Source organism: Sphingobacterium sp. HSC-15S19 (assembly GCF_050433745.1).
In the GTDB taxonomy this organism is placed as follows: domain Bacteria; phylum Bacteroidota; class Bacteroidia; order Sphingobacteriales; family Sphingobacteriaceae; genus Sphingobacterium; species Sphingobacterium siyangense.
Genome location: NZ_JBNPWQ010000043.1, coordinates 17850 through 44544, shown reverse-complemented (window position 1 = coordinate 44544; position 26695 = coordinate 17850). Strand labels below are relative to the sequence as shown.

Sequence of the window (26695 nt, the reverse complement as noted above, 5' to 3'; positions counted from 1 at the left end):
TACTAAATGTTCTCCGTGTACGTGACATAATATTGCTAATTTAATCTATTTATTTCATACCTTAAATTTATGTCTAGTTTTAGGGGAGCAGCATATTTCACCGATGAATTTTTAACTCGAAATAAAAGTGGTGTTAATATAGATGATCTACCTATCTTTCAACCGGGCGGCCTTCCAATTTTCCAACTATCAGAAGAACAACGTATTGAAATAGAGGAAATCTTCCTAAAAATGAATAAAGAGCTATCTTCAGAGTACGTCTTTAAATACGATCTGCTGCGAAATTATGTGCTTGAAATCATTCATTATGGGCAAAAGCTGCAACCCAAAAGTATAACAAATCCCACACATAATGCCTCCAATAGAATAACCTCATTATTTATAGAATTGCTAGAAAGACAATTTCCCATTGAATCTCCAATGCAACGTCTACAACTACGGACAGCTAATGATTTTGCGGAACGATTGGCCATACATGTCAATCACCTGAATAAAATTTTAAAGGAAAATACGGGAAAAACAACCAGCCATGTCATTGCAGCCAGAGTCACACAGGAGGCAAAAATTTTACTGCGACAAACCGATTGGAATGTATCTGAGATTGCTTATTCACTTGGCTTTGAGGAGATCGCTCATTTTTCCAATTTTTTCAAGAAGCAAACCGGCTCTGCCCCAAACATTTTTCGTTCTCAATCGTTATAATTTGAATTTCGCAAATATCCATTTGCATTTCGCAAGGAAAAGTTCAACTTTTCGGAGGATCTTTGTGCTGTTGGATCTTTAAAACAAATTAAAATGGCTACAAATAAAATAGCATTGGTAACAGGCGGAAGCCGTGGTTTAGGTAGAAACATGGCTGTTAGCCTCGCAAAAAAAGGAATCGATGTCATGCTAACCTACAATAGCAATCAGGAGGAAGCAGATCATGTGGTTGCTACGATACAATCTTTAGGTCAGCATGCAGCTGCATTCCAATTGGATGCAGGTAATGTGCAGTCTTTTGATCTCTTCATCGAAGGAGTTACACAGCATATAAAACAAGAAACAGGACAACCAAACTTCGATTTCCTAATCAATAATGCCGGAACAGCATTATATGCCCCTTTCATGGAAACTACGGAAGAGCAATTCGATACAGCTTATAATATCCATTATAAAGGGGTATTTTTTCTCACGCAGAAAGTTCTTCCCTATTTGAACGATGGTGGACGTATTATCAATATTTCTTCTGGTCTCGCACGTTTTGCATTTCCGGGATCATCTGCCTATGGCTCGATGAAAGGAGCAATCGAGGTACTGACGAGGTATCAACAGGACCTCAACGTGAAGAATTGATTAACTTAGCGAAGTAATATAAAGGTAACATGGAGCAATTACTGGAATACATCCGAAAATTTGGACAGCTCGATTTACGAGAAGAGAACTTAATTCGACAGGCATTCGAAAAAAAAAGTGTTCCAAAGTCAAGCTATTTTGTCGCTTGCGGTAAAATAAACAATAGCATTGCTTTTGTGGAATCGGGGGTATTCCGTTCGCTCTATTACAACAGTAAAGGTGACGATTTTACGCGTTATTTTATCTATGAAGGTCGTTTTATTGGAGATCTTCAGAGCTTCTTGGATCGAACACCGTCCAATGACTATATAGAATCCCTCACAGATACCGAGATCTGGAGCCTTGATTTTGACAATTTTACGCTCCTTGAAAAGGAAATTAAAGTTTGGCCATTGTTAATGGCCAAACTTTATGGTTTTGTAGTGGAAAGTAAGCTAAAAACGGCAAATACCATGATGAATCTCGATGCCAAAGACCGTTACCTCCTGTTCTTAAAGCTTTACCCTGGTTTGGCCAATCGTGTTCCATTAGCCATGTTAGCATCCTATTTAGGGATTACCGCATCATCCCTGAGCCGGATTCGGAAAAATATCTAGTCCCCTCGCAACATCTAAATCAAATCGCGCCCCCTAATGCATTAGTCACAGGAATACGAATCCTTTCGATCAACTCCGATCATTGCGATAAAATTGTAGCCTGAGTCAATTTACCAACGATAAAGCAACCTTGTTGTGAAGACATTATCTTTCAAATCAGCCGAAAAATTTGGTAAACTTGTGGTTTCGTTCGTTACATGCTCATTATATACGGTCAATTTTATCCTATTGTTAATCTGATATGCAAGACCATAACCCAACGTACTAAACTTAACATCTCCGTCGGCCGTAAAATTATCAGGCATGCCGATTGTCATGCCACTTGCTTTAGTATTTGGATCATAGACGTCATACGCTAATAGCGCAGTTATACCGGTCTTAGCAATCTCTTGCGTAAACCAAAGGTAATATCCGTTAAATTTCCGCTGATAAAGGTCTGTTGTCGGTTGGGTCGTAAAACTTCTGCTTGCGTAAGGTCCTTTGATATCGGCACCACCCGCTACCCCTGGCTGATCACCAGCAACATATTCTGTTTTAAAGCTGGACTTTCCCAAGCTACTATCAAATTCCAACTGTAAATTGGCGCCATAATAATTCCGACCGATCGCCCTGCCTTCATTCTCGTCGCTGGTATGCGCTGTATAACCATTGCTATTGGGCGTATAGTACGTTTTCGTATCATTACGCACTGAACCTTTATAGAACGAGCCGCCAAAACCCAAATGAAGTTTTTTATCGGCTAAACTATCAAATTTAAAAGCAAGATTACCGATCAGATCCTTTTTAGAATCATAGTCCTTAGCGGAGTGACCACTACCGTTCACCAAGGCTAAATCTAAATTTAAGAATTTAACTTTACCGCCAGGATGATAACTTACCATCCCTCCAAGATCACGTTCGCGTGGCATCAACGTTTGGAATACACGTGCCCGTTCCGGAAAGTCACGATAGCCCGATGAGTATACAATGGAATATCCAAAAGGTCTATTGAAAAGTCCCGCAGTTAAACTAAGGCCTTTTTGACTTGGGTGACGCAATTGAATAAAGGCATCCATTAACTGCACGCCATCTTGAGTAGCATCCAATTGAAAGACAATACTCGAGTAGGTATCCACACGGTCAATTTTAAGACGTCCCCTGCGGATCATAAATCTGTTATCCGAATTCTTTGAAAAATCCCCACCTGAAAAGGACGTAATTCCAGGAGATTGCGCCTTTTGAAACTGTGTTTGAAGGTACCCCGTAATCTTGATATCATGTGGATCATAGCTGGAGGGCGCATTATTATTTTGCGCAAGTGCTACAACGGGTCCTATCAGAGCTAAGAGTAAAAGTGCTTTTTTCATGAGAATTTTAAATAAATTATCTTTTTCGCTTTTGATGATATGGTACGAGCAGAATCATTTTTCCTTCTTCTATTCCATCATCTTTCAACGGCGTAAAAATAGATTCTCAATATTAAGTTAATATTAATAAATTGTTAGTCTATTAATTTATATACATAAAATTAATGATTTGGTAATATATCACCTTGCAGGTAGTTTCTATACATTGAGAAATTTTTAAAATAAAAAGGCCGATACAAAATTGTACCGGCCTTTCAATCCTATTGATTCATACCTAGAATTACTCCAACCCCTTATTATAATCGCTCTCACGAAGAGGAATAGACCAAGTCCACTTATTTTTATCTTGAGGATTAATCGTAACAGCTAGAGATGTAAGGAAATTACCTCCGTTCGCATTATTTCTTCTTACAATAGTATCTCCCCAACGTTTCATATCAAACCAATCGAATCCTTCGCCCCATAGTTCAACCGCGCGATACAGCTTAATTTCATTAAGTAGATCTGTGCCTGTTTTTGTACAAACATAATTCACATTCCTTCCTGAAGAAGCGTTTAATGTATTAAGCACACCTTGAACTTCGCTTGCTGCTTTATTTTGGAAAAATTTCGCTTCAGCTTCAATGAGGTACATCTCGGAAGCCCTAAAGTGATTTAAGTTTCCAACACCCGGTAGATCATTCGCTTTAAACTTAAAATTCATGTAAGCGTATGGCACAGCGTTAGACTGTAATTCAGGATATAAGGCAAATGCCCTAGCCTTCATCGTCGCTCCGGCCAATCCTGTAGCTGTTGTATACGCTTCGCCTTTTGGATCTAAGAAAAGATCTCTTCTAATATCTGTTGAAGGAATTTTATCGAACAATTCTCTACTGATACATTTCGGCGCTGTTCTAACAGCACTTGCCGATGAATTATATGCAATATACGATTGAAATGAATAGAAGTATAATGTTTCATCAGACGCACCGTAGCTACTCCAAATCCATTCTCCATTTGGATTTGCAAAGCCACTTTTATACTCCGTATTGTTCATCAATTTATAATTAGCACGCGCTAGAATAGCATATTTCTCAGCATTGACATAATCCTGCTTGTTCAAAGCAGCTCGAGCATAAACCGCATAAGCAACATCTTTATTCACTTGATAATTGGCATTTGGATTACGGTTAATTTTTGAAGATTCATATAATGAAATGGCATCATTCAAATCCGTATAGATCAAATCATAAGTTTGGCTCAAGGTTGATAAAGGCATATCTCCAGTTGACACATCTTTTCTTAACACCAATCCATTTGTCTGCCCATTATTTGAGTCACTCCATCTATTTCCATAGATTTGAGCTAGCATCATGTAACTGTAAGCACGGTAAGTCAATGCTTGCGCTTTTATAAATTGTTTGTCGGCTAAGTTTCCATTCGCAGCATCTATATTTTCGACAATTTGATTTGCGTTACCAATGATCTTATAGTAATAAAACCAAGGATAATACAAGTAAATACTTGTTAAGTTTTGATTATAATTTGCATTAATAATGTCTGCCCAGCCACTTAAGTTGACAAAAAAATTGTTTCCAGGATAGTTTCCATAGTACATTTTGATTGTCCCCTCTCCATTAAAGCCTTGGCTACCTAAATACTGTTGGGTCATCATTTTTGCCAAACCGTTAACGGCTACTTCAGCATTTTTTGTCGTCTCAAATACTTTAGAAAGCTCAACGGAATCTGTAGGACTTGTATTTAGATAGTCTTTTTTGCAAGAAGAAACAAGAATCATTCCTGCTAACAATACTTTTATATATTTATTATTTTTCATTGTTTAATTTCTTATAATCCAATTTTTACACCAAAAGAAATTGTACGTGGAGTAACCCACGCATTTGTGCTGGTACCATTCCATTGCTGTTGTGGGTTCATTCCTTTACGTTTTGTCATTGTAGACAAGTTTTCAATTCCAGCAACAACTCTCACGGAAGACAAATCTATTTTACTAACCAATTTTTTTGGCAAACTATAACCCACCGCAATATTCTTGATAACCAAATAGGATCCGTCAACTAAGAAACGATCGCTAGTAGCATAATTATTCATACTACTTTGAGAAAAGTTAATAGCTGGAATGCCATTTACATCCAATCTATTTGCCGAGGATGCTGTCATTCCATCAGGGATACCGTTCCACGATTTCATGATATCCGAGTGCAACGCACTTGGTGTACCGGACATGGCCATCAAACCAGCATAGGAAGAATCGTATACTTTACCACCGATAGCGTAAGTGAATAACGCTGAGAAGCTGAAGTTTTTATACTCAAAGCTGGTATTGAAACTTCCATTCATTTTAGGAATAACCGATCCGGACCAGCCCCTTAGACCATAGCTAGAAGCATTAGTTACGTAGTATTTTCCATTAATTTCAACAAGTTCCGCTGTAGGGATCTCTGCTTTTCCTGGCGCAGAACCATTCACATTAAAACGCTGTGTATCTGCCAGGTAAAGTGAACGACCAGTAAGCTGATCTACCCCAGCATATTTAAACAACCAAAAATCATAACGTCCACCGCCTTCAACCCATTTGAAATTACCAGTTACAATTCCGTTCTCCCTATTCTCTTCAGGTAGTGATAAAATTTTATTTGTCAACCAAGTCGCATTGGCACCAACATTCCATCTCCAACCATCACCTTTTAACACGTCTACATCAAAAGTTAACTCAAAGCCTCTATTTGACATTGAGCCTATATTTTTTGTAACTGTTGATACCGCACTTGAAGATGATGTTGCTCCGGCAGATAATGGTAGATTAACATCGAAGATCAAATTTTGTGACTGCTTATTAAAGTATTCAAAGCTCAAGTTTGCACGTTTGAATAATCTTGCCTCTATTGCTGCCGAGAAAGAGCTTGAAGTTTCCCATATTAAATCAGGAGAAGGGTTTTGACTTTTAAAGACCGCACCTGCATTCGCATTCTGGCTTAACTCATATAATGATAAATAGGAATATTTATTTGCACTTTCATCATTACCTACTTCACCGTAAGATGCTCTCACCTTTAACTCATTAACGGTATTCAGCATATCTTTAAAGAAATCTTCTTTAGATACACTCCAGCTACCACCTAATGACCAAAAATTCCCCCAACGATTGTCTGGGCTGAATCGAGATGAACCATCTCTTCTAAACGACGCCTCCGCAAAATATTTACCAGCGTAATTATAACGAGCACGAGACAAGAAACTTTCTACACGATAATCTTCCTGATAGTCATACAGCGATGTAATTTTGGTAAAATTTACCATATCAGTTTGGCCTTCAAAAATTTCATCTGTTTTATAGCCATATAGATAACTCCAGTTGTCAGAATAATTCTCATGTCCTGCCAATAAGTCCAGATGGTGTAAGCCAAAATCTTTGTTCCAAGTCAATAATTGTTGAACTGTATAGTTTTTGTAGCGATAAATATTCCTAGCCGCTCTACCCTGACCGGCACCATCCCCTATTATTGCGTTATTATACGTACGACGTTCTGAATTGCGAAGATTTAAATCACCGTTTAAAGTTAGTGTAAAATCTTTCAGAAACTTGAACTCAAGAAAGCCTCTACCATTTACTGTATTACGAACTGTTTGGTCTCTGTTTAATTCATTTTCCCAAATGGTATGTCTTCCGACATATTGCAATCTTGTGGATTCACCATTATCATACTGTATTTTTCCAGCCTCGTCCAATGCATAAGATCCGTCTGCATTATGCAAATGAATTGGATAGATTGGTGCTATCGATCTTGCATAGTTATACGGATTAACAAATGAACCTGCATCGTCAGTAGAACCACTAATTTGATTTGAGATTTGATGTGAACCTGCTAAGTTAAAGCCATATTTGAACCAATCTTTAGCTTGAAGTTCGGCATTTAATCGTCCAGTAAATCTTTTTAAACCCGAATTTTTAATGTATCCTTTCTCGTCTAGGTATCCTGTCGAATAAAAAACCTTTGCTTTATCTGTAGCAGTAGTTCCATCAATGTTATAATTTTGACGATGGCCCACACGATCTACTTCTTTAAACCAGTCCAAATCGTCTGCATATCCATTTTTTATTTGGGCATCAGAGACAAGCTTTCCATTGGAATCAAATAGTTTATCATCAGCTTTATCATAGATGTTTAATTTCAAATAGTTGCTCACCAAAGATTTGGTTGCTTCATCATTTGCAGATGCAACTGTTGGATAGGATGCCGAATTGTTAGTCAATAAACTATTTCTATACCCCAACCACATGGCTTCCATAAATTGTCTATCATTCACGCGATCGTATTCAGCAATACCTCTCGAGTAGAAACCCTGATCTGTTGAGATATTAACCTGAGAGCGGCCAGCCTTTCCTTTCTTGGTGGTAATAATAATCACCCCGTTACTAGCCCGACTTCCATAAAGTGCAGATGATGAAGCATCTTTTAACACTGAAATACTTTCCACATCATTTGGGTTAATATCAGAAATATTACCACCAAAAGGTACACCATCCACGACATAAAGTGGATTGTTAGAACCATTTAGTGATGAAAATCCACGTATCCGTATACTAGGTTCTGCGCCTGGCATACCAGAAGTATTGTTCAGTTGAATACCAGCAGCAGATCCCTCTAAAGCTGCAAATGCATTAGTAACCGGTCTCTTTTCGATATCTTTTGCAGAGACAGAGGTTACGGATCCAGTCACAGATTCTTTTTTGGCAGTACCATAAGCGACTACAACAACCTCATCTAACGCTGTATTCTGATCCTCTAATGATACATTGAATAATGACTGTCCTTCTTTAACGATTATAGTTTTGTCAGAATGACCGACATACCTGAAAACCATTACTTTACCAACAGGAACTGATAAAGAATATTTTCCATTCGCATCTGTTTGAGTAGCAATGTTTGATCCTTGAACGGCAATTGTAACTCCTACCAACGGTTTCCCATCAGCGCCAGTTACACGACCGCTAATCTTCTTCTCTTGCGCAAAAGCAACAGACGACAGGATCATACTCCCCACGAAAAAACTGAGTAGTTTGTGTTTCATATGTTTATGTTTGTTTAAATAAGTAGTTTATCTAACTAAATACGATAAAAGCACCGAAGAAACTTTTAATATATGTTTTTCAAAAGTGATTGGCCCAACAGGCTAATACAGTTAGTGTGCAAAACTAGACATGAAATGTTAAGGTTTTGTTAAAAGCAAAGATAAAACAAACTTTTAAACAAGCAACAAGAAGTTAGAAATAGAATTAAAAAACTTGAAAAACAAACGATATAAATCATAGTATTTCACACAAAAAAATAACACACAAAAACACTAAATACCAAACAATTACACAAACAACAAACCTTAATCGAAAAAAGTAACTATTTTTTTTATGAAGTAACAATAAATACTGTAATATTTTGTATTTTTCATCATAAAACTATCCTTACAATCGATAATAATAAAAAAACACGTGTAACTGCTATCAAAAAGACAAAACAATAGTTCGAACCAATCAAAGGCAAAAAAAAAAAAGATGAACTACAAAAGCTTAAATCCAATATTATATACAAAAAGCTTAGATCAAACTATTCAGTTCTACACTGAAAAACTCGGATTTACATGTATTGAAAAAAATGAAGCATTGAACTGGACTTTACTGCGAAGTGGAACCATCGAAATCATGTTTTCACATCCTGTTGAAAGCATTGCTTTTGAAACAGCACAATTTACCGGGTCCCTTTATTTTAACATAGCGGATGTTGATAATTTATGGGAAAGTTTGAGAGATAATGTCAAAATATGTTATGAAATAGCAACTTTCGAATGGGGAATGCGCGAGTTTGCTATTTATGATAATAATGGATATGTACTTCAGTTTGGTGAAAAAATATAGAGGCAGCAAAATACTTGCTACCTCTATATTACAGACACTATCCTATCAAGTGTGTAAGTTGAAAAGTTAGGGCTTGGATTTTTATAATCTGAGCCTTTCTTCAAAAATAAGCATAAATTGGTTTAAAATCAAACCCCAATTATGGATGGGCATTGTCCATTTTTTGGTTGATTCTTTTAAAGCAAGATAAACCGATTTCAAAACTGCATCATCCGTAGGAAAAGACATCTTGTTTTTGGTGTATTTTCTGATTTTTCCATTGAGATTTTCAATTAAATTGGTGGTGTAAATGATTTTACGGATTTCGATAGGAAATTCAAAAAATACGGTAAGTTCGTCCCAATTGTTTCTCCAGGATTGGACAGCATACAGATATTTTGTTTCCCATTTTTTAGCAAAATCTTCCAAAGCAGCCTTTGCCGCGTCTTTTGTGGGAGCTGCATAAATGTGTTTCATATCGGCAGAAAACTCTTTTCTATCTTTCCAAACAACGTATTTACAAGCATTTCTAATCTGATGAACGACACAGATTTGGGTTTGAGATTCAGGAAAAATGGAGCGGATAGTCCCAGTAAATCCATTCAAATTATCGGTTGCTGTGATCAGAATATCTTCAACACCACGAGCTTTTAAATCCGTTAAAACGCTCATCCAGAAGCTCGAACTTTCATTTTTCCCAAGCCACATTCCTAGCACTTCTTTTCTTCCCTCACGATTTAATCCGACTGCCAAATAAATGGTTTTGTTAATGACTTTCGAATTCTCCCGAACCTTGAAAACGATTCCATCCATCCAGACAATTAGGTATAAATCGTCTAAAGGACGGTTCTGCCAAGCAACAACTTCGCTGGCAACAGCGTTTGTAATTCGGGAGATAGTGGAGGTAGAAATATCAAAATCATACATCTCTTTGATCTGTTCTTCAATATCACTTACACTCATTCCTTTGGCATAAAATGAGATGATGATATTTTCCAAACCATCGATAATATTGTGTTTTTTCGGAACTAATGCAGGTTCAAAACTACCCTCACGATCTCTGGGAACTTTAATCTCAGATTCTCCGAAAGAGGATTTTATTTTCTTGGTTCCGTGTCCATTGCGGTAATTTCCATCTTTTGTTTTTTCGTGTTTTTCGTTGTCTAGATGGGCATCCAGCTCGGCTTCTAGCATATGTTCTACAGCTCGTTTGTGCATTGTTTTGAAGAAGGATGTTAGATCTTCTCCACTTTTAAAGGATTTGTAAAACTCCTTGTTGTTTAATAATTCTTCTTTGTCGATCATAACTATGTAATGTTTAAAAATAATAAAAAGTTATTTCCGAAAATATTTTTTGAGCTTTGAGGGCTCAAAATATCTTCAGAATAACTTTTCAACTTACACAGTTAGAAAGATACTACCATATTACATAAAAATTCCTTTTTGATCTAACTAGATATGTGTTCTGAATTCTTTCAAATTCAATTTGAATGGAACAACAACAGAAGACTTTACAGCCTCCCCGTTTTGGGTTGCTGGCTTCCACTTACCTGCTCTGTTAAGGGCGCGTTGCGCGCTCGTTAACACGCCATAACCAGGATCATCTTTTAATTTAACACCAGTAATTTTCCCATCTTCTTTCACAATAAAATTTAACTCATAATCACCCGACAAACCTGCTTTCAGTGCTTCAGGTGGATATTGGAAATTTTTATAGAATTTTTCAATGAAAGTAGACATGCCTTCAATTGGTTCTGCTTTTACTATTGCAGCTGAATTTGCAGACTCTTTAAAGCTCAACACTTTGTAAGGAAAACGTACCCAAGAAGCAATCGGTTTTCCATTTTTCGTAGCAGGTTCCCAATCCCCAGACATTTTAACAGCCTTCAACAAACGTATCCCCATCCCTTTTTCAATATCCTTCGCGATATCAGCTGAATCAATTTTTCCAAATTGATTTACACGGATGTCCAATATGATTTCCCCTGAAATATCTTTAGAGATCTCACTATCCGTTAATTTGAAAGAACGATTGACCTGTTTGACAAAACTGTCATATCCTATTTTTGGTAGGGCTGCATTTTCCTGTCCAAAGGAGAATACGCAACTAAGCATCCCGATTAAGCTAAAAATTATTGCTTTCATATCTTATTGTTTCAGAAAATTCACATTATTTAAAAGGGGAAATTCGACACTTCCCCCTTTCTAAATCTATCTTGATCCAGTGTAAACAAACTTTTCTTCAAACGTTCTGGCTCCACCATTTGATGTCCAGTTAACCGTTAATGTCTTTGTTGCTGGATCATAAACACTGGTGGACTTAGTCGCAATTGGCAGAAGAGAAAACATTTCTACAGTAATTTTATTAGTAGCTTGATCAATTGTATAATTTACCTGATTAGAATAAGTTCCTAGCAAACCAGGGTCTAGCATACATTTATTGCTTCCAATCGTTACTAATTTGACTGTTTTATTTGCATTAGGGACTAAAGCCGTATTCGCAGATGTCGTATATTTGTAAACACCGTCAAAGAAGTTTTTAGCTCCTAAATTCAATATAATCTTGCCAAAATTTCCCGAAATTTCTCCAGAGGATACTGTTTTTATAGCTAAACCAACAGCATAATCAGCATCAAAAGTAAACTGATCCGGTTTCAAATTAATTGGGACAGCGACTTCTCTTTCACCCTTTTTTATTACCGCCTCAGTCGCACTTAAACTATACTGTGAAGCAGGCATCGCCTCATATTCGGTTTCATTTTCGTCATTATATTTTTCTAGTAATGAGTTGTCAACAGCTATTGTTACTTTAATATCACTTTCTGCTGTTTTAGCTCCAACACATTTCAATTTCAAATTTACTACTCCAGTAGGAGCAATATCAAATGCTAAAGAGTATAAAGGTATAGAACTCGATTCGTTAGATATTGGAACAGATACATCCCCAAATTCTATAATATTCGCAACAGCACCATCAGCATCCGGTCCTATTAAGTCTTTATCCTTTAAACAAGACGTTAGCACTAATGGAGAAGCTAACGCTAAGAAAATATATTTTATTATTTTTTTCATGTTAATCTAAATTTATTTAGCCCAAAATATTTTAGAAGAATACTTATTTATATCTGCAGGAACATTTGCTGCATTATAACTAAATTCAGTATTTGGATATAATATTCTAGTTGGTAATTTGTCTTCCGACGTTGCACGTGACGCTATTGAAACAAACGTCGTTCTAGCATTCGCAGTAGTGTTTAAACCAACATTCTTTGGATATCCACTGCGACGAAATTCATTCCATGCCTCATGGCCAAATAGAAAATTCAAAGCAATATACTTTTGTGTTATGATAGCTTCGCGTTTTTGTTCTTTCCCAGTCTCTTTTCTTTCAGGTTTATTAGGGTTAGACTGATCTAAATAATCTACAAATTTCACTAAATAAGTATCATTATTATCAGTTTCATATTTCGTTAAATAAGCTTGAGCATCAGCTGCACTTTTAGTAGGCGCATCACCTTCGTTCATGTATAAGTAGTTATAAGATGCCATTATTCCCTTTCTAAAATAAGTTCGGGATGCTTCATCTCCACCAGAAATAAGTCCGTCTAATGCAGCTTCAGCAGCCAAAAATTGACTTTCTGCAGCTAACATCAATGGTTGACCAGCAGCAGGACCTTTGATAACGCCTAACCCTCTATAATTTGTACCGCTTATCGTACCCGAGACTGGACGCATGACCCAGGCAGATGGCGCAACTCCAGTTGGAGGATTATCAACATTTCCAAGTTGATTTTTATTGGTTGATATTCCATTTGCGAAGACTAATGATGCACGTTCCGAGTCAGATATTTTAAAACCATCGTAGAAAGCCATTATATAATTGGTAGGAATAAATTGGGTTCCCCATGTTCCCACAGCGGCATTATCAGCGCCATAAGCCCAAGTATTCCACATCGGATTTTGCTTACCCGAAATTTTGGTAAATACAGGTTGTACAATTACATCGCTTTCAATAACGCCAATATTATCTATTGTCTTATTAGCAAATGTAGCTTTACTACCAGCTCTTAACACCAACCTCAATTTCAATGTATTAGCAAATTTAGCCCACGAGGTCGTATTACCTTTGAATATAACATCTGCCGTTTTAAAATCATCACTAGCAGTAGCCGATTTAAAGAAAGCCACTGCTGCATCCAATTTTTTAGCAAGATCGACATAGATATCAGCTGCCTTATCGTATTTAGGAGTTAGCGAAGCAGCGCCCTTTAACGCATCTGAATAAGGAACATCATTATAGGTATCCACAAGATTCGCATAATTATACACTTTCATGACCTCTGCAGCTTGTACAAAAAGGGCTTTCCCTTCGCCTGCTTTTTCTACAACATACTGAAGATCAGTCAATGTATTATATGGAGTACTCCACAAGCCAGTCATAAACCCGGTTGAAAAATCGTAGGTAATCATATCACCCCAACCAGAGACCCCGCCCGATGTAGCATAATAACCTACTAATCGTCCGCCATAGGTATTATATGTTGGAACAGAAAGCGCTGTTGCAACCATAGCTTGAGGCAAAACAAGCTCTGGGGTCGACTGAGTCGGTGAATTTGGATTATCATTGATATCCAAAGCCTTTTTACAGGAAGAAGCTACCAATAAAGTAGACATTGCTACGGATAAATATTTTATTTTATTGTTCATGAGATTCGATATTAAAAAGTTAAACTAACAGAAAAACCAACGTAACGAGACGGCGGTGTTTGACTTAAACCTGTCAAACCAAGCGCATTTCCATTGGATGATCCGTTTCCATCAGAATATTCTGGATCGGTATAAACATTTGTAGCAGGTGTCCATAGAAACAAGTTACGACCTTGTACACTCACTCGAGCCTTCTTAATCACATTTTGACCGGCAAGAAAAGATTTCGGTAAATTATAAGACAATGACATTTCACGGATTTTCCAGAATGCTGCTGAAGTCACATAGGTTTCGTCAATATTTCGTCGTCCAGTAGCCATTGTCCAATAATCAGCTCCACCATCATAAACAGTAATGTTTGTATTTTTTACATAAGAATTTGTTGCTTCATCCCAATAAGATGAATTTGGAATAACAAATCGTTCACGATCGTAAGCAACGGTATTTATTCCTGATCCGGAGAAATCAAACAAATCTGCTCCATTATTAAAGATATAGTTACCTGTACGATACTCAGCACTTGTGTAAAATGTTAGATCTTTATAAGATAATGAAAAGTTTAAACCTAATGTATGCGTTGGAAGCGCTGCTCCCAGCACCTTCAATGTACCATCTGTAGTTGGATATCCTGTAATACGATCCACAATAATACGTCCTTCAGGATCTCTATTATAAGTAGAACCCATGATTACAGGGAAAGCTTCGCCTTTTACTGCGTAAGATCCTGTACCACCTGTGTACGTAGCCAAAGCCAACTGATCTAAACCTTCTGCAATTTCGACAACCTTATTCTGAATATAAGTAAAATTTCCGCCTAAAGTCAAGTCCCAATCTGCCGTACGGATTGGTGATACGCTTAGTCTCGATTCGATACCTTTACCTGTGGTTGTTCCTGCATTCAGTAAATATTTATTATAACCAGATGCCCAAGAAATATCTGTTGGAACTGTATTGTCTGTTGTTTTATTATTAAAATATGTGACATCTGCAGATACCCTATTATTCCACCATGCAGATTCAAAACCAAATTCAATAGATCGCGTCATTTCCGGCTTTAATCCAGGTTGAACTATCTGATTACCAACTGTATGACCACCAATTCCATTATATGGATATCCGGAACCTTGGCCAAAAGTAGGTACCGTTGCATAGGCTCCAAAGTTGGATGAGCTACCAACGTTGACTTGACCTACTTTAGATAAACTCCCTCTTAGCTTCAAAAAGTTCAATGGTTGAAAATCTTTTAATGCTTCAATTGCATCAGTTGCAACAAATGAAACAGTTGCCCCTGGATAGAAGAATGAACGATTGTCTGGATCTAAAATTGAAACCCAATCATTACGTCCCGTTAATGTCAAAAATAAATAATTTTTGTAGGCTACATCAATTTTACCAGCTAGACCAAAAGTTCTCGCTAGATAATCCGCTTGGCCTGTAGATGGAGGATTCAAACTATTTCCCTGATTGTAAATACCATCGACAACCAAACCATTAACTGTAGCTGACAAATTCGAAGATTGATTCTGAACATATTGAAATAACGCCGTATAGTCGAATTTGAAATCTCCGTTTGTATGTGTCGCATGTGCATTAAAATCAGACACAATACTTGTCGAATAACTTGCTGCATCGGAAACGCTACCAGTAATATTCGTTCCTTTATATGCACCATGCAAACCAGCAGCATAAGGTGTAAAGGTGAATTTACCAGTCGTATATTTATAGGATTGATTAGAAGTGGTCATACCCACACGTCCCATAAAGTCTAACCAAGACAAAGGTTTAAAATTCAATTCCACATTACCCATGAAATAATCATTCCTAATTTTTTGGCGATTATTTGCGGCAATAAAATAAGGGTTATTATAGTAAGCGTTATAATAACCATTTGGATTTGCAAAAGGATTATTTTGCCAATCTTTATAGCTTGTTAACGGCACCTGACCCGGAGATTGCAAAACCGCATCATAAATATTTGCGTTTGCAGATGTTTGATCGTATCTATTTTGAGCGTAATATGAAGTATAATTAATATTGAGAATATCATTTAATTTTCGACTTCCGTTTACACGAGCAGATGCTCTATTATATTTATCAAAAGGAACGGTACCTGTCGATTTTAAATATTGCCCTGAAAAACGGAAAGAGCTATTCTCATGTTTGGATGCCACGGCCAAATTTGTCATGTTTGTCACTCCTGTTTCCCAAAATTTATCCTTTCCACCATTCCACGAATAAGGTCCTGTTTGTGTTGATCCATCCTCTAGAGGATCACCAATTTGCACTATAGACCCATCAAAAGCAGGTCCATATTGTTGGTTTTCGTAGGGTACATAAAAGATATCATGCGCCGAATAGCCTGAACCAAAACGTTTTTGAACTTCAGGCAAAAAGTTAACATTCTCAAATGTAGTCGTATTATCGATAGTTACCTCTAATCCATTACTAGCAGCACCTCTTTTCGTTTTAATAATCAAAGCACCGTTAGAAGCTTGCGAACCATATAAGGCAGCCGCGGAAGATCCGTTTAGAACTGTAATATCTTCAACATCGTCTGGGTTTAAATTCCCCAGCATAGAAGATGGAGAAATTACGTTGTCAATAACAATCAATGCTTGGTTATTACCAGTTAACGAACGCATCCCCCTTAACATGACACGGTAATTAGGGTTCACACCCGATCCTACACCTTGTACAGTAAGACCTGCGACTTTACCAGTTAAACCTGTGACGATATTGGTTGGCTTAGCCTGTTGTAAATCCTCCGCTTTAATTGTGGTCTGTGCAGCTCCAATTGAACGACGACTAGCAGTTAACCCCGCACCAGTCACAACGACTTCATCAAGAACAGATTCATTTCCACTAAGTTGTATGTTATACAAACTTGAACCTTGTGCAACTGTGATTGTTTTGTCTGAATAACCTACAGAACGAAAGACTAAAATTTTTCCCGTAGGAACATTAATGGAATAGTTACCGTTTGCATCGGTTTGTGTGGCTTGGTTAGTACCTTGAATAACAATAGTAACGCCTGGCAACCCCTCGCCATTTGTACCTGTCACTCGTCCACTAACCTTCTTTTCTTGGGCGAATGCTACCGAAGTGAGGATAGCACCACCCAATAAAAAACTGAGTAGTTTGTGTTTCATATGTTTATGTTTAATTAAGTATGTTTATTTAAATTCTTGGCAATACAGCACCTTGGCTAGCGAATTTTTTACTTCTCAATAATTATTATATGCGATGTTAGTTAGTCATACATCTTTTAAGTCAACAATGTCAGCTGTTAAAAAATGTTAAATACAAATTTATAACTTTTTTTAACTTTTGCAATGCAAGCATAACTTTGTGATAACATTTATTTCACAATAAATCACAAACATCTGATAAACAGGTTATTATTTTTGATGCAATATTAATTAAAGTAACATTGTTTAAACAAACATATTTATTTGTATTTCCCCTCGAACCATGTTATCCATTCACTTATCTTTCATCAAATTCTATTTATTTATAATAGTATATTTTCCACTGGCGGTAAATCCGACCTTTAAATGAATGATCTCAAACGCTCTATTCATCTGTTCGCTTCAGACTTATAGATAAGGAAATTTTCATTTCATCGCTGTACGACTTTCCTTATGATCTTCAGGGCAAAAACTTATCATCCCTTTTTTCTCATACATCAACACGCCAGCATCGCGTATCACAGCATAAACTTTTTCCCTGTTGGTCCTGTAGCACACAGTCGTACTTATGAGCTTATTCGGTATGCATTTCATATTTTTGACCGTAAATCCATGCCAGCGGCTCATCTGCCAGACAAACTCTGTCAGTGGGACATCTTTGTATTCACGTACAGCATTCGCCCATTGCGAAGCTTGTTCAAAATCCCCGTTCGTTAAATAAAATAGACTATCCCTTTGTATTTTTTCACCCTTCGGTAAATAGGATTTGATAACCGCAACTTCGTCCGAACATTGAAGCACCTGCCTTTTGTTTGATCTGCAATCAGAAACTAAAACTTCTCCGTATGATACCGTTGCTCGCGTAAACTGGGCATAAGATGCTAATTCAAACCTTCCGTAATCACTCGAAATTTTTCCATTGATAGTGTGTATTACCATCACGCTCCCAAACAGTTGGCTAGGTATGTCTATAAGCGCCTCGCCCTCGATAAACAGATGTGTACTATCTCCTTGCGTCAACGGATAACAAAGAGTTGATTGGGCATTCAGCCGGACCCGCATACCGTACGGAAATTCTATAACACATTGCTGACGAGCAGCTGTTCTGATCACGATATCCGTCTCGTTTGCATTTACTTCCCGCCCACTGGATGATTTATCAAATTCCAATACCCCCTCGGCGGTCTTGGCGAGCGAAATACCGTTTAAATCAAGCAATACTCCGGTTGCATTCGTATCCAATCGAATGATAGATGAATCAGCAAGCATTATTGTACCTGCAGATTCAGACAATGGTATTTCCGTACCAGAGGACATACTAGCACATTCCAGACCGATTTCAGCCCTATAATCCCTGTGTTTTAACATGACAATTACAGCCGGCAGCAAAAGAAATAAAACTGCTGCTGCAGCACACCACCACCATAATTGCCGTTTCTTTTTCCTAGCTAACCGATCTCCCGCAGCCCGGATCTGTTCAAAATCAGGCCGCCACTCGATGGATAATTCGTTTGACCGATTAGTAGACATTTCTTCGATCACCTCGGCAATCATTGCATCAAATTCCTCTTCACTAAAAATTTTCTCCGCTGCTTCTAATTGATCGGATTCTGTAAAACTGATACTCGCGTCCATACGCTTCCTGATCAGTTCTTTTACATATGTTCTGTTGTAAATCATTTCACCTTGTAATAAACAAATAAGCCCATAAGATCTTTCAACTTTTTTCGGATCACCTTCAGTGCCCTAGACAATTTATTTTTCACCGTCTGTTCTGCCATTCCATAGGTTGCCATTAATTCCTTGTTACTCCTACCCTCAAACTTCGATTTAATGACAAGCTCCCGATCCTGGGGAGGTAATTCCTCACAAGCCTCCAAGATCAGCATCTCAAGTTCGTTATAGGCAAATCTATCGTCTGCGCATTGACCACTAGCCATATCCAGACCGTTATCGAGCGAAATCTTATTGTATTTTGCCTCACATCTGATATAATAAAGAGCTTTATTTTTCGCTACGCGCTGCATCCAATATACAGGTGCTTCTAGCTTCGCGACCAACTGCCTTTTTTCCCAGATTACGATTAATGTCTCATTTAATACATCTTTGACTAGATCGTCATCATCATAAATAAAACGACGGATATACTTTTCCAGACTCCCGCCATAATGCGCAAAAATCTGCTCAAGCGCTACATTAGGCTGTGAGTCTAATAATTGAAAAAAGTAACGATCGTACGTATTTGTTTCTTTTGCCATTCGTCTATCCTCTCTAACATCATTTCAATGAAATTTATAAACTTAAAAATCAGATACTTATAAAAAATACAGCATATTAACAGGTACGAACTAGCCTTTATTGCTAGTAGTATATAGAAGAATTAGAAGATTAGATTTTAAATCAGTAATAAAACAAAGATAGTAAAAGCTATATAACAAACCAAGAAAAACAATATACAATACACTGATTTACAAATAGTTGAATTCAAAATTCAACCAGATACTCTTATGCTTCTTTTATAGATTAGAAAAGACATTAACAACAAAAAAAATGAACGCAAGAACGGCACATATCGCAATGGAAAGCATCCGAATCGGATTTATGGTCTTTTGGATCTATGTAGCTATAGACAAGCTCATGGAACCCAGCGCATTCCAAGCTGCTCTTCTCCGGCAACCGTTACCAAGCAGCTGGGCAAAACCTCTTTCTTTGACACTTCCTACTTTTGAGTTCACTACCGGAATCCTTTTAGCCGGTCGGTATAAAAAAATAGGATTACTGCTATCTATAGCTTTATTATCCTCTTTCAGTGTCTATATTGCATTGGGACTACTCAATCTATATCCGCAGAAACCGTGTGGCTGCGCATCCGTATTTGAAAGTTTGTCGTGGGAATGGCACTTGGTGGTAAATATGGTCCTTTTTACGTTATCCATATTGGGATGGTACTTGACTGGCCCAACCAGCCCCATGGAAAGGTACGAGAAAAAGGATCTATCAATTGGCTTTACCTTTACACCGCCCATTCCTTTAGGTATTGTCATACTTTGTCTTTGTCACACTTCTCAAAAACACTTTCCGCGAAAATTTGCACTATTCCCGGCTTAGCCGGTATAGAAATAAATTATGACACGTGATGGACAGCCCGTAAAAATCGATCCCGAGGTATAAAACAGACTGAAACACCTCGTTAAAGCAAGGTATCAGTCATCAATAAAAAAATTGAGTTTTTTGTGGAGGTAAACTTTTTTTGCTCTTATAAAAAAGGCCTCGGTATGAAAGCAATATCTTTCATGAAAAAGCATGCGATGGTGATGTTGGCTGGCGCTGCAATAATTGGATTCAGTTCTTTTAAAGTAATTAAACTAAATAACGAAAATAAAGATACTGACTTAATATTTAAGTATGTTCCGCCAGCTGGTTCCCCAGCTCCCTATTCGGATACAAACGTAAAAAATACTGCAAATTGGCAGAGGAGTTCTATTAGCTGCTCAGATTCGGAAGACCAAGATGTCGCTTGTTCAATTGCTGTACCATCTGCCAGCACGATGAATAGTGGAAATAATATCGATCCTTCCAAAGTAACGATCGAGACATTTCAGCACAGCACCAACAACTATGGTGTGTCTCCTTCTTCGGCGTCCACACCGCAGTACAATGATCCATTGAACAAACCTTTGGATCCATAAATCGAAAAGCCCATAGCCCCTAATTTCGGCTATGGGCTTTCAGCACAATGATACATTGGATTGATTCAGTTCTTATCTTAGAAAAACATCTAAGTCTGTAGGAGTATTTAAAATTAGCTTTGATGAATTCGGACTAAGCTCCACCCGCTCTCCTTCTATCATACGAACCATTTTAATGGCTGTTCCTTCGAGGTTCAAGCGTTTAATATCTGATAAACGAATTCCCCTCATCAACAGTTCTTTTCGTCTTTCCAGCAATACAATCCCCAAAGCTTCGTTGTTATCCTGTGCTGCTTTTGGCACAAATACCTTCGTACGATCCCACCGATTTTTTAGCAGGAGATTAACATCCTGCATGCTCGCTTTCAAAGTACCTTTCCGGGCATTGCTTTCCGCGCGTATCAGAAGCATCTCTGCCGTTGTTAACCCAGAAAACATCCACTGTATGGAATGGGAATAAGTTCCTTTAAATTTAAAATACTTGCCGGAAGCACTAAAAAAAGCTATCCGTCTCAGATCGGCACTGTCATAGCTATTCATTAAATTAGAATCGATTAAAGCGCGCGTTGGGATATAGTTCTGAAACTTTTGACCCATTTCAGAATAAAAGATCGTTTCCTTGGTAAACTTCGAAAAGGGCACCGAAGCGCTAATCTTTATTCCGTCTTCAGGCTGATTATAATCCATTAGCTCATTGAACAGCTTCAACGATTCGTCGGCGGCATTTCCTGCTTGTTCGTAAAGACCCATGGACAGGTAAGCCCGGGCTAATAGTGCATATGCGCCTGCTTTTGAAGGCCGTGATTTCAGCAAAGGGACATCCTCTAAATTTTCCGCGGCCATTTGAGCATCTTTCAATACTTGCTGATAGCATTCACCTACCGTAGAAAATTCACTCTTCACATTAAAATCAGATTTAAAACGCAAGACAATGCCTCTCTCCTCATTCTTTCCCTCCGGATCAAACGCTGGAGCGTAAGTCCATAGTAACTGAAGTAAATAGTAAGCCCTGTAAAAATGAGCCGAGCCATAGACATTTTTCCAGTCACCGCTGTTGACATCGGTCCTTTCAATTTTGTCCAATATTTCCAGGCAAAAGTTGGCATTATATATAGGCAGGTAGGCCGAAGACCAATCATTGGGATATGCATAATCGAAAGCTTCCCATTTGTACAGCAACTTCATTTCCGGTAAAAGAGCCTTATAATTGTTGTCCAGCAGAAAATAATCATCAGCTGCCGATTCAGCATATGAAGGTGTTCTTCGCTCATTCATATAGCCAAAATCATCCAGTATCTCCTGCAGGTCCCGTATCGATGCCGGAACCTGATAGGCATTGCTATTCTTTGGATCAAGGTAATGGCTGCAGGAAGTACATGCAACCAGACAGCATAAAATAAAATATATCGTCAATTTCATACAGCAAATGGTTAAAAGTTGGCACGAAGGCCAAGTGAATAATTTTTCTGCAAAGGAATCGCTTCGGGATTATCTGGATCAAGCCCGCGCCGGTTTGCACGCCAGATAATTCCTAGATTGGCCGCATTGGCAAATAATTGTATATTATTGATTCCACTGCTTATTTTGGGCAAATTATAGGTCAGGTTGATAAACTGGAGTCGGATATGGTCGCCCTTTTCAACAAGGATTTCACTAGCACCATAAAACGCATCCCTCCCGGGCATAGTCAATGGAAATTCCAAAGATGGCACGTTGGTATGGTCTCCTTTTTGCTGCCAACGATCATAATAATCGGGATGAACCGTTCCATAATTGATAAGAGCACTTGAAGTGAACGAAGATCTCCGAAAGTAATAGCCCATGCGATAACTCAAATTGAAAGACAGACTCAGATTCTTATAGGAAAATGTATTCAACCAGCCACCATAATGAACAGGTATGGCAGAACCAATAAAATGGGCTGAACCACCCTCCCCCGCACTTCCTATTGAACCTTCATTAATTGCAGTATAGTCCGTCGATATTTCCCCATTCCATACTCCCTGCGGATTTCCGTTATCGTCAAGTCCTTTCCAGATAAATGCCGCAAGACCATACAGTGGATAGCCAATAACCGGATTGATCTGAGTGCCAGAAGCATTTACCATACGATAGAGCTGACTTTGGTCATTAGGGTAGTAATAAGCAGTTGTCTTGTTATTATTGTAATTATAGATCAGCGACGACTGCCATCCCAATACACCTGATTTTAGGTCATAATTTAGCTGTACATCCAATCCTTTTCCTTTCATTGCCGCTACATTCTGGATGATCGTTCCCCTAGCGCCCCAGCTCGTATAATCATAATTGGTCTCGCCATAGAGATCGGATCCATTTTTAATATAGTATTCTATCGAACCAGAAAGCGGGAAATCTTTTAGCGCGAACTCCAGTCCCGTATTCAGCTGCATCACTTCTTCCCAGCGCAAAGAAGGGTTGTTGATTGTTCCTATCCTTCCATAAGGCAACGAACCATTGATGGTTGAATTTGTCGCCGAACCGCTAATCGGTAAGGCCGACCGGCTCAAATCAACATTACCACTATAACCCAATGTTGCTTTAAGCTTTAGATAATTTAAAGGAAGTTTCTCAAAAAACGATTCTTTGGACAGCACATAGCCCGCGCCTAAAGACCAAAGCGGCTTCCATTTGTCATTCGTCGCTACACCATAAATATTCGAGCCATCTCTTCTTATATTTCCACTGAGCATATAACGATCTTTCCAGGTATAATGAAAATTTCCGTAAACACTTACAAATCTATTCAGTCTGGTTGGAGACAGATTTGGAGTTCCCATTATTGTACCCGAACTGCCGAAAGGTTTCTTGAGATAACTCGTTGTAAAATCTACTGGAACCATTGATAGCGGATCTTCACGATAACCATAATAGACCATGCTATTGCCCCATGCCTTTGTTTGCCGCATCTCCAGTCCGGCCATCGCAATGAAAGCATGCTGGCCTACCTTTTTATTAAAATCAAATTGACTTCTAAAAGCATAAGATTCTTGGTTATTGCCTGTTTTCCATAAAATATCCCCATAAGGTACGATGTAAGTTACCTTTCCTGTGGTTTCATTGATCTGGCTGAACGCATTCACCATATCGCGCACAAAATAACTTTCTTTCATATAATGGTTATCGATCAGTCCATCTTGACGCTGACGCTGGTAATTGGATTTCAATATACCGCCAGAAAAAAGCTTAATACTGATACCGATATTTGCGATATATTCCTGGATCGTATTCGTTTCTGTACTGTATTTAAAATCCTCGACGGGATAGTAATTCCAGTCGAATAACCGTCCTTTTCCTACTGTATCCAGCACTGTTTTTCCATAGCTTTCATAAAATGCCGCTGGGCTGCCGTACTCATCAAACAAAGACAGATAGGGTACCACATACTGGTTGCCCACACTTGCTAGTGTAGCATAAGAAGGAATATTGCTATTTCTATTTTTTTGATTAGAATAAGATGCTGATACATTGACGTTCAACCATTTGCTTAAGGTCATCGTATTGGCAAGTCTAATTGTTGTACGTACAGCGGGCTGGCTATAATTATCTTTCTGCCAGTCCTGCCCCAGCGCAAGAGTCCAGCTATTGGATGCTCGCCCTCCTGAGATATTTACACCTAATTGCTGCGTCTGTGCAGGTTTATAAAAATAGCTGCGATACTGCTGCCTCAGGTCAGACTTTAGGTAAAACGCTTTACGAGACTGATATACATCATCCGAGATTTCATTTTTACGCCTTTTGTCCAACCAATAAACGATAGGCGAAACAGGTGGCCCATCCCAGCTGTTCAGTCGGCTATCAAACTGGCCAGCAGCAAACAGCATTTCCTCTAGGTCAATATAATCCTTATTGCCCACTATAGCTAATCGAGAAAGATCAGGCTTTTCCTTAACACTTGTGTTGAAATTTAGATCAAGGCGTGTCTTTCCATCCATTTTTGACCTTTTTGTAGTCAGGACAATCACCCCATTTCCACCCCGGGCACCATAGATCGATGTCGCCTCGGCATCTTTCAGGACTGTAACGGATTCAATATCGTTCGGATTGATATTATTGATATCCCCTTCATAGACAAATTCATCCAATACGATTAAGGGATCAAGTGGACCGTTTATGGTACCATATCCACGTACGGTGATTCCCAGTTTATTCTGCGGATTGAGATTGGTTTTTCCTTTCTGAAAAACAAGCCCATTTGTTACCCCTTCTAAGCGATCCAGGATATTCATTCCAACCTGCTTTTCCAGCAGATCTTTTTTAAGTACAGTTACAGAGCCATTGATCTGGTTGACCTTCAGTTTCTGATAGCCTGTACTGATCTCAACTTCCGCCAATTGATTTGTTAGCTCTTTTAGCACCACAACGAGGTTATCATCGTTTCCGCGAGCTATTATAGTTTCCGGCTGGTATCCGATCAGGGAAAAGCGTATCGAATCATTTAGTCCGGCCTTTACAGTAAATTTCCCGGCATTGTCCGAGCGCACAGAGCTACTTTTTGAAACCACATTTACATTTGCGAGCGGTGTGCCACTGGAATTCAGAATCTTACCTTTCCATAATCTTTCGCGAGTCTGGCCTGCGGCAAAATGAAGGAGGATAAGAATATAACAAAAAACTTTTAGCATATATTTCATTTTCCACTCCTTTCTTTTAATGCTTTTTCGCTGTTTTTATAAAAAGAGAGATCCAATATTTCTATCATCGCGTTAAATTCGCGAATAGAACCTAAAGACAAGACCCTGCCCTTTGGAGAAATAAGGACATAATGGGGAATGCTTCGATGTTGAAAATATTGATTCAAAATAGTGTCTTGATAAATCTGAGGCATATCCATTGCGTAGGGAAAACGATTATGATAGCGTTCAAAGAAAGATGCAATACTTTCTTTGGTATCCCTATTGCCTTTTTGATTAACTAGGACAATGGCTATATTGTCTTTCAAGGCTCGATGCAAGCTGTCAATTTTTGGGAATCCCTTAACACAGACTGTACACCAGGTCGCCCAAAAATCAAGTAGGATAAATTTCCCTTTTGATTGATGAAAGTTAAATTCAGCAGTATTACCATCTTTAAGTCCGAGATACGAAGTAGACCAAAATTTTTCCGGTAACCTATCACCAACCTGGAGCCCTTTTATTTTATCCAGCCCATCAGCCCCGCTGTTCTTGCGGGGCGTCTGAGCTGATAAACTAAACATAGAAACCATAAGAGCTAATACCATAAGAGCTCTGATGCTCTTCAATACCTTAAAAGAAAAATTAGATGATTGAAAAACTATCCTTAAGCATACGCAAGACAAAACCATGCGATACGCACGCTTATAATATGCAACGAATAAAAAGCATTTTAAAGCCCGCTGAACAACTAAACCTATTGAGACGGGCAAATAGTTAACTTGAAACACAAAAGCCTTACAGATCGACTTAAAGAACCTTAAAACAGATCGTTCCACTTGCACTCCATCATTCAACTCAGCATCTCCCACCTGCTGAAAAGGTTGCTTTTGTTGTGTGGGGCTTGTGCAATCGTTTAGTTGTCCTTGTGTATAACAAGGGCTTAGCAAGGGTGAACCTAGGGTCGCGCTATAGTCAAGCTTGTGTGTTTCTTGTGCCAAGCTATAGTCGACCATCTTTTGAGCAATTCCTGCAGAATTTTTACATTTCATCGGGTCGGCATCGGGTCGGCATCGGGTTTTGATCGGTGCAACCCGATGAGATCCCGATGAAAACTCAAGACAGACTGCATGAAAGGCAGAAGCCGGGGCGAAGTTGGTCAGGTAACAGTCCGAAAAAAACAGCCTTAACATCCGCTTGATCTGCACACGCTTTGTGCTTAGGTACTGCTTCACACGTACTTGAAATATATAGGCTATATATAGCCTTACAAAGGCTAGTAATTTTAGGGTATTCATAATTTTTTAGTTAGT

General features: G+C 38.4%; 19 protein-coding genes. 6 read left to right on the top strand and 13 right to left on the bottom strand.

Features of this window, described 5'->3' with window-relative positions:
* Positions 1 to 69 precede the first annotated feature (69 nt).
* The 3 genes from L1283_RS24830 (at position 70) to L1283_RS24820 (ending at position 1931) form a co-directional block, all read left to right on the top strand.
* Complete coding sequence (locus tag L1283_RS24830; protein WP_429626561.1) at positions 70 to 702, top strand: helix-turn-helix domain-containing protein; 633 nt, start codon at positions 70 to 72, stop codon at positions 700 to 702.
* Between the two features lie 93 nt (positions 703 to 795).
* On the top strand, positions 796 to 1335 hold the full coding sequence (locus L1283_RS24825; RefSeq protein WP_429626560.1) for an SDR family NAD(P)-dependent oxidoreductase: 540 nt from the start codon (positions 796 to 798) through the stop codon (positions 1333 to 1335).
* Positions 1336 to 1364: 29 nt separating this feature from the next.
* Positions 1365 to 1931 (top strand): Crp/Fnr family transcriptional regulator, encoded by a 567-nt coding sequence (locus tag L1283_RS24820; RefSeq protein ID WP_341832896.1) that lies wholly within the window; start codon positions 1365 to 1367, stop codon positions 1929 to 1931.
* 110 nt (positions 1932 to 2041) lie between these two features.
* Here L1283_RS24820 and L1283_RS24815 read toward each other — a convergent pair whose 3' ends face one another.
* The 3 genes from L1283_RS24815 to L1283_RS24805 all read right to left on the bottom strand — a co-directional run bounded on the left by L1283_RS24815 (position 2042) and on the right by L1283_RS24805 (position 8350).
* Positions 2042 to 3277, bottom strand: a complete 1236-nt coding sequence (locus tag L1283_RS24815) for a porin (protein WP_145327687.1) — start codon at positions 3275 to 3277, stop codon at positions 2042 to 2044.
* A 280-nt stretch (positions 3278 to 3557) separates the two neighbouring features.
* A complete protein-coding gene (locus L1283_RS24810) occupies positions 3558 to 5093 on the bottom strand; it encodes a RagB/SusD family nutrient uptake outer membrane protein (RefSeq protein WP_286727258.1) in 1536 nt (511 codons plus the stop codon).
* Positions 5094 to 5104: 11 nt separating this feature from the next.
* A complete protein-coding gene (locus L1283_RS24805; protein WP_286727259.1) occupies positions 5105 to 8350 on the bottom strand; it encodes a SusC/RagA family TonB-linked outer membrane protein in 3246 nt (1081 codons plus the stop codon).
* Positions 8351 to 8828: 478 nt separating this feature from the next.
* On the opposite strand from L1283_RS24805, the gene L1283_RS24800 reads away from it, so the two are divergent.
* Positions 8829 to 9188, top strand: coding sequence for a VOC family protein (locus L1283_RS24800; RefSeq protein WP_145327684.1), 360 nt, complete (start codon positions 8829 to 8831; stop codon positions 9186 to 9188).
* An 81-nt stretch (positions 9189 to 9269) separates the two neighbouring features.
* Here L1283_RS24800 and L1283_RS24795 read toward each other — a convergent pair whose 3' ends face one another.
* From L1283_RS24795 to L1283_RS24765, 7 genes are all read right to left on the bottom strand, one after another.
* Positions 9270 to 10472 carry an IS256 family transposase gene (locus L1283_RS24795; protein ID WP_078796964.1) on the bottom strand — a complete coding sequence of 401 codons (1203 nt, stop codon included), beginning with the start codon at positions 10470 to 10472 and terminating at the stop codon, positions 9270 to 9272.
* A 147-nt stretch (positions 10473 to 10619) separates the two neighbouring features.
* Positions 10620 to 11312, bottom strand: coding sequence for an energy transducer TonB (locus L1283_RS24790; protein WP_145330249.1), 693 nt, complete (start codon positions 11310 to 11312; stop codon positions 10620 to 10622).
* A gap of 66 nt (positions 11313 to 11378) precedes the next feature.
* On the bottom strand, positions 11379 to 12239 hold the full coding sequence (locus L1283_RS24785; RefSeq protein WP_145330251.1) for a DUF1735 domain-containing protein: 861 nt from the start codon (positions 12237 to 12239) through the stop codon (positions 11379 to 11381).
* 12 nt (positions 12240 to 12251) lie between these two features.
* Positions 12252 to 13874: a SusD/RagB family nutrient-binding outer membrane lipoprotein gene (locus L1283_RS24780; protein ID WP_145330253.1), complete on the bottom strand. Its 1623-nt coding sequence runs from the start codon at positions 13872 to 13874 to the stop codon at positions 12252 to 12254.
* Between the two features lie 11 nt (positions 13875 to 13885).
* Positions 13886 to 17023 (bottom strand): SusC/RagA family TonB-linked outer membrane protein, encoded by a 3138-nt coding sequence (locus L1283_RS24775; RefSeq protein WP_145330255.1) that lies wholly within the window; start codon positions 17021 to 17023, stop codon positions 13886 to 13888.
* 465 nt (positions 17024 to 17488) lie between these two features.
* Positions 17489 to 18742: a FecR domain-containing protein gene (locus L1283_RS24770; RefSeq protein ID WP_341832902.1), complete on the bottom strand. Its 1254-nt coding sequence runs from the start codon at positions 18740 to 18742 to the stop codon at positions 17489 to 17491.
* Complete coding sequence (locus L1283_RS24765; RefSeq protein WP_313235242.1) at positions 18739 to 19320, bottom strand: sigma-70 family RNA polymerase sigma factor; 582 nt, start codon at positions 19318 to 19320, stop codon at positions 18739 to 18741. The genes L1283_RS24770 and L1283_RS24765 overlap by 4 nt, the downstream gene beginning before the upstream one ends.
* A 292-nt stretch (positions 19321 to 19612) precedes the next feature.
* On the opposite strand from L1283_RS24765, the gene L1283_RS24760 reads away from it, so the two are divergent.
* Entirely contained in the window at positions 19613 to 20170 is a 558-nt protein-coding gene (locus L1283_RS24760) for a MauE/DoxX family redox-associated membrane protein (RefSeq protein WP_313235240.1), read from the top strand.
* Positions 20171 to 20337: 167 nt separating this feature from the next.
* Positions 20338 to 20751 carry a hypothetical protein gene (locus L1283_RS24755; RefSeq protein ID WP_313235237.1) on the top strand — a complete coding sequence of 138 codons (414 nt, stop codon included), beginning with the start codon at positions 20338 to 20340 and terminating at the stop codon, positions 20749 to 20751.
* A gap of 72 nt (positions 20752 to 20823) precedes the next feature.
* Here L1283_RS24755 and L1283_RS24750 read toward each other — a convergent pair whose 3' ends face one another.
* The 3 genes from L1283_RS24750 to L1283_RS24740 are packed head-to-tail and all read right to left on the bottom strand — an operon-like array spanning position 20824 to position 26680.
* Positions 20824 to 22170 (bottom strand): RagB/SusD family nutrient uptake outer membrane protein, encoded by a 1347-nt coding sequence (locus L1283_RS24750; protein ID WP_429626559.1) that lies wholly within the window; start codon positions 22168 to 22170, stop codon positions 20824 to 20826.
* 11 nt (positions 22171 to 22181) lie between these two features.
* Positions 22182 to 25394: a SusC/RagA family TonB-linked outer membrane protein gene (locus tag L1283_RS24745; protein WP_429626558.1), complete on the bottom strand. Its 3213-nt coding sequence runs from the start codon at positions 25392 to 25394 to the stop codon at positions 22182 to 22184.
* Between the two features lie 5 nt (positions 25395 to 25399).
* Entirely contained in the window at positions 25400 to 26680 is a 1281-nt protein-coding gene (locus L1283_RS24740; protein WP_429626557.1) for a TlpA family protein disulfide reductase, read from the bottom strand.
* Positions 26681 to 26695: the final 15 nt, after the last annotated feature.

What these genes read in the sequence shown, in the direction of transcription:
- L1283_RS24830 (WP_429626561.1), top strand. Translation starts at nt 70, where the DNA reads ATGTCTAGTTTTAGGGGAGCAGCATATTTCACCGATGAATTTTTAACT.
- L1283_RS24825 (WP_429626560.1), top strand. Translation starts at nt 796, where the DNA reads ATGGCTACAAATAAAATAGCATTGGTAACAGGCGGAAGCCGTGGTTTA.
- L1283_RS24820 (WP_341832896.1), top strand. Translation starts at nt 1,365, where the DNA reads ATGGAGCAATTACTGGAATACATCCGAAAATTTGGACAGCTCGATTTA.
- L1283_RS24815 (WP_145327687.1), bottom strand. Translation starts at nt 3,277, where the DNA reads ATGAAAAAAGCACTTTTACTCTTAGCTCTGATAGGACCCGTTGTAGCA.
- L1283_RS24810 (WP_286727258.1), bottom strand. Translation starts at nt 5,093, where the DNA reads ATGAAAAATAATAAATATATAAAAGTATTGTTAGCAGGAATGATTCTT.
- L1283_RS24805 (WP_286727259.1), bottom strand. Translation starts at nt 8,350, where the DNA reads ATGAAACACAAACTACTCAGTTTTTTCGTGGGGAGTATGATCCTGTCG.
- L1283_RS24800 (WP_145327684.1), top strand. Translation starts at nt 8,829, where the DNA reads ATGAACTACAAAAGCTTAAATCCAATATTATATACAAAAAGCTTAGAT.
- L1283_RS24795 (WP_078796964.1), bottom strand. Translation starts at nt 10,472, where the DNA reads ATGATCGACAAAGAAGAATTATTAAACAACAAGGAGTTTTACAAATCC.
- L1283_RS24790 (WP_145330249.1), bottom strand. Translation starts at nt 11,312, where the DNA reads ATGAAAGCAATAATTTTTAGCTTAATCGGGATGCTTAGTTGCGTATTC.
- L1283_RS24785 (WP_145330251.1), bottom strand. Translation starts at nt 12,239, where the DNA reads ATGAAAAAAATAATAAAATATATTTTCTTAGCGTTAGCTTCTCCATTA.
- L1283_RS24780 (WP_145330253.1), bottom strand. Translation starts at nt 13,874, where the DNA reads ATGAACAATAAAATAAAATATTTATCCGTAGCAATGTCTACTTTATTG.
- L1283_RS24775 (WP_145330255.1), bottom strand. Translation starts at nt 17,023, where the DNA reads ATGAAACACAAACTACTCAGTTTTTTATTGGGTGGTGCTATCCTCACT.
- L1283_RS24770 (WP_341832902.1), bottom strand. Translation starts at nt 18,742, where the DNA reads ATGATTTACAACAGAACATATGTAAAAGAACTGATCAGGAAGCGTATG.
- L1283_RS24765 (WP_313235242.1), bottom strand. Translation starts at nt 19,320, where the DNA reads ATGGCAAAAGAAACAAATACGTACGATCGTTACTTTTTTCAATTATTA.
- L1283_RS24760 (WP_313235240.1), top strand. Translation starts at nt 19,613, where the DNA reads ATGAACGCAAGAACGGCACATATCGCAATGGAAAGCATCCGAATCGGA.
- L1283_RS24755 (WP_313235237.1), top strand. Translation starts at nt 20,338, where the DNA reads ATGAAAGCAATATCTTTCATGAAAAAGCATGCGATGGTGATGTTGGCT.
- L1283_RS24750 (WP_429626559.1), bottom strand. Translation starts at nt 22,170, where the DNA reads ATGAAATTGACGATATATTTTATTTTATGCTGTCTGGTTGCATGTACT.
- L1283_RS24745 (WP_429626558.1), bottom strand. Translation starts at nt 25,394, where the DNA reads ATGCTAAAAGTTTTTTGTTATATTCTTATCCTCCTTCATTTTGCCGCA.
- L1283_RS24740 (WP_429626557.1), bottom strand. Translation starts at nt 26,680, where the DNA reads ATGAATACCCTAAAATTACTAGCCTTTGTAAGGCTATATATAGCCTAT.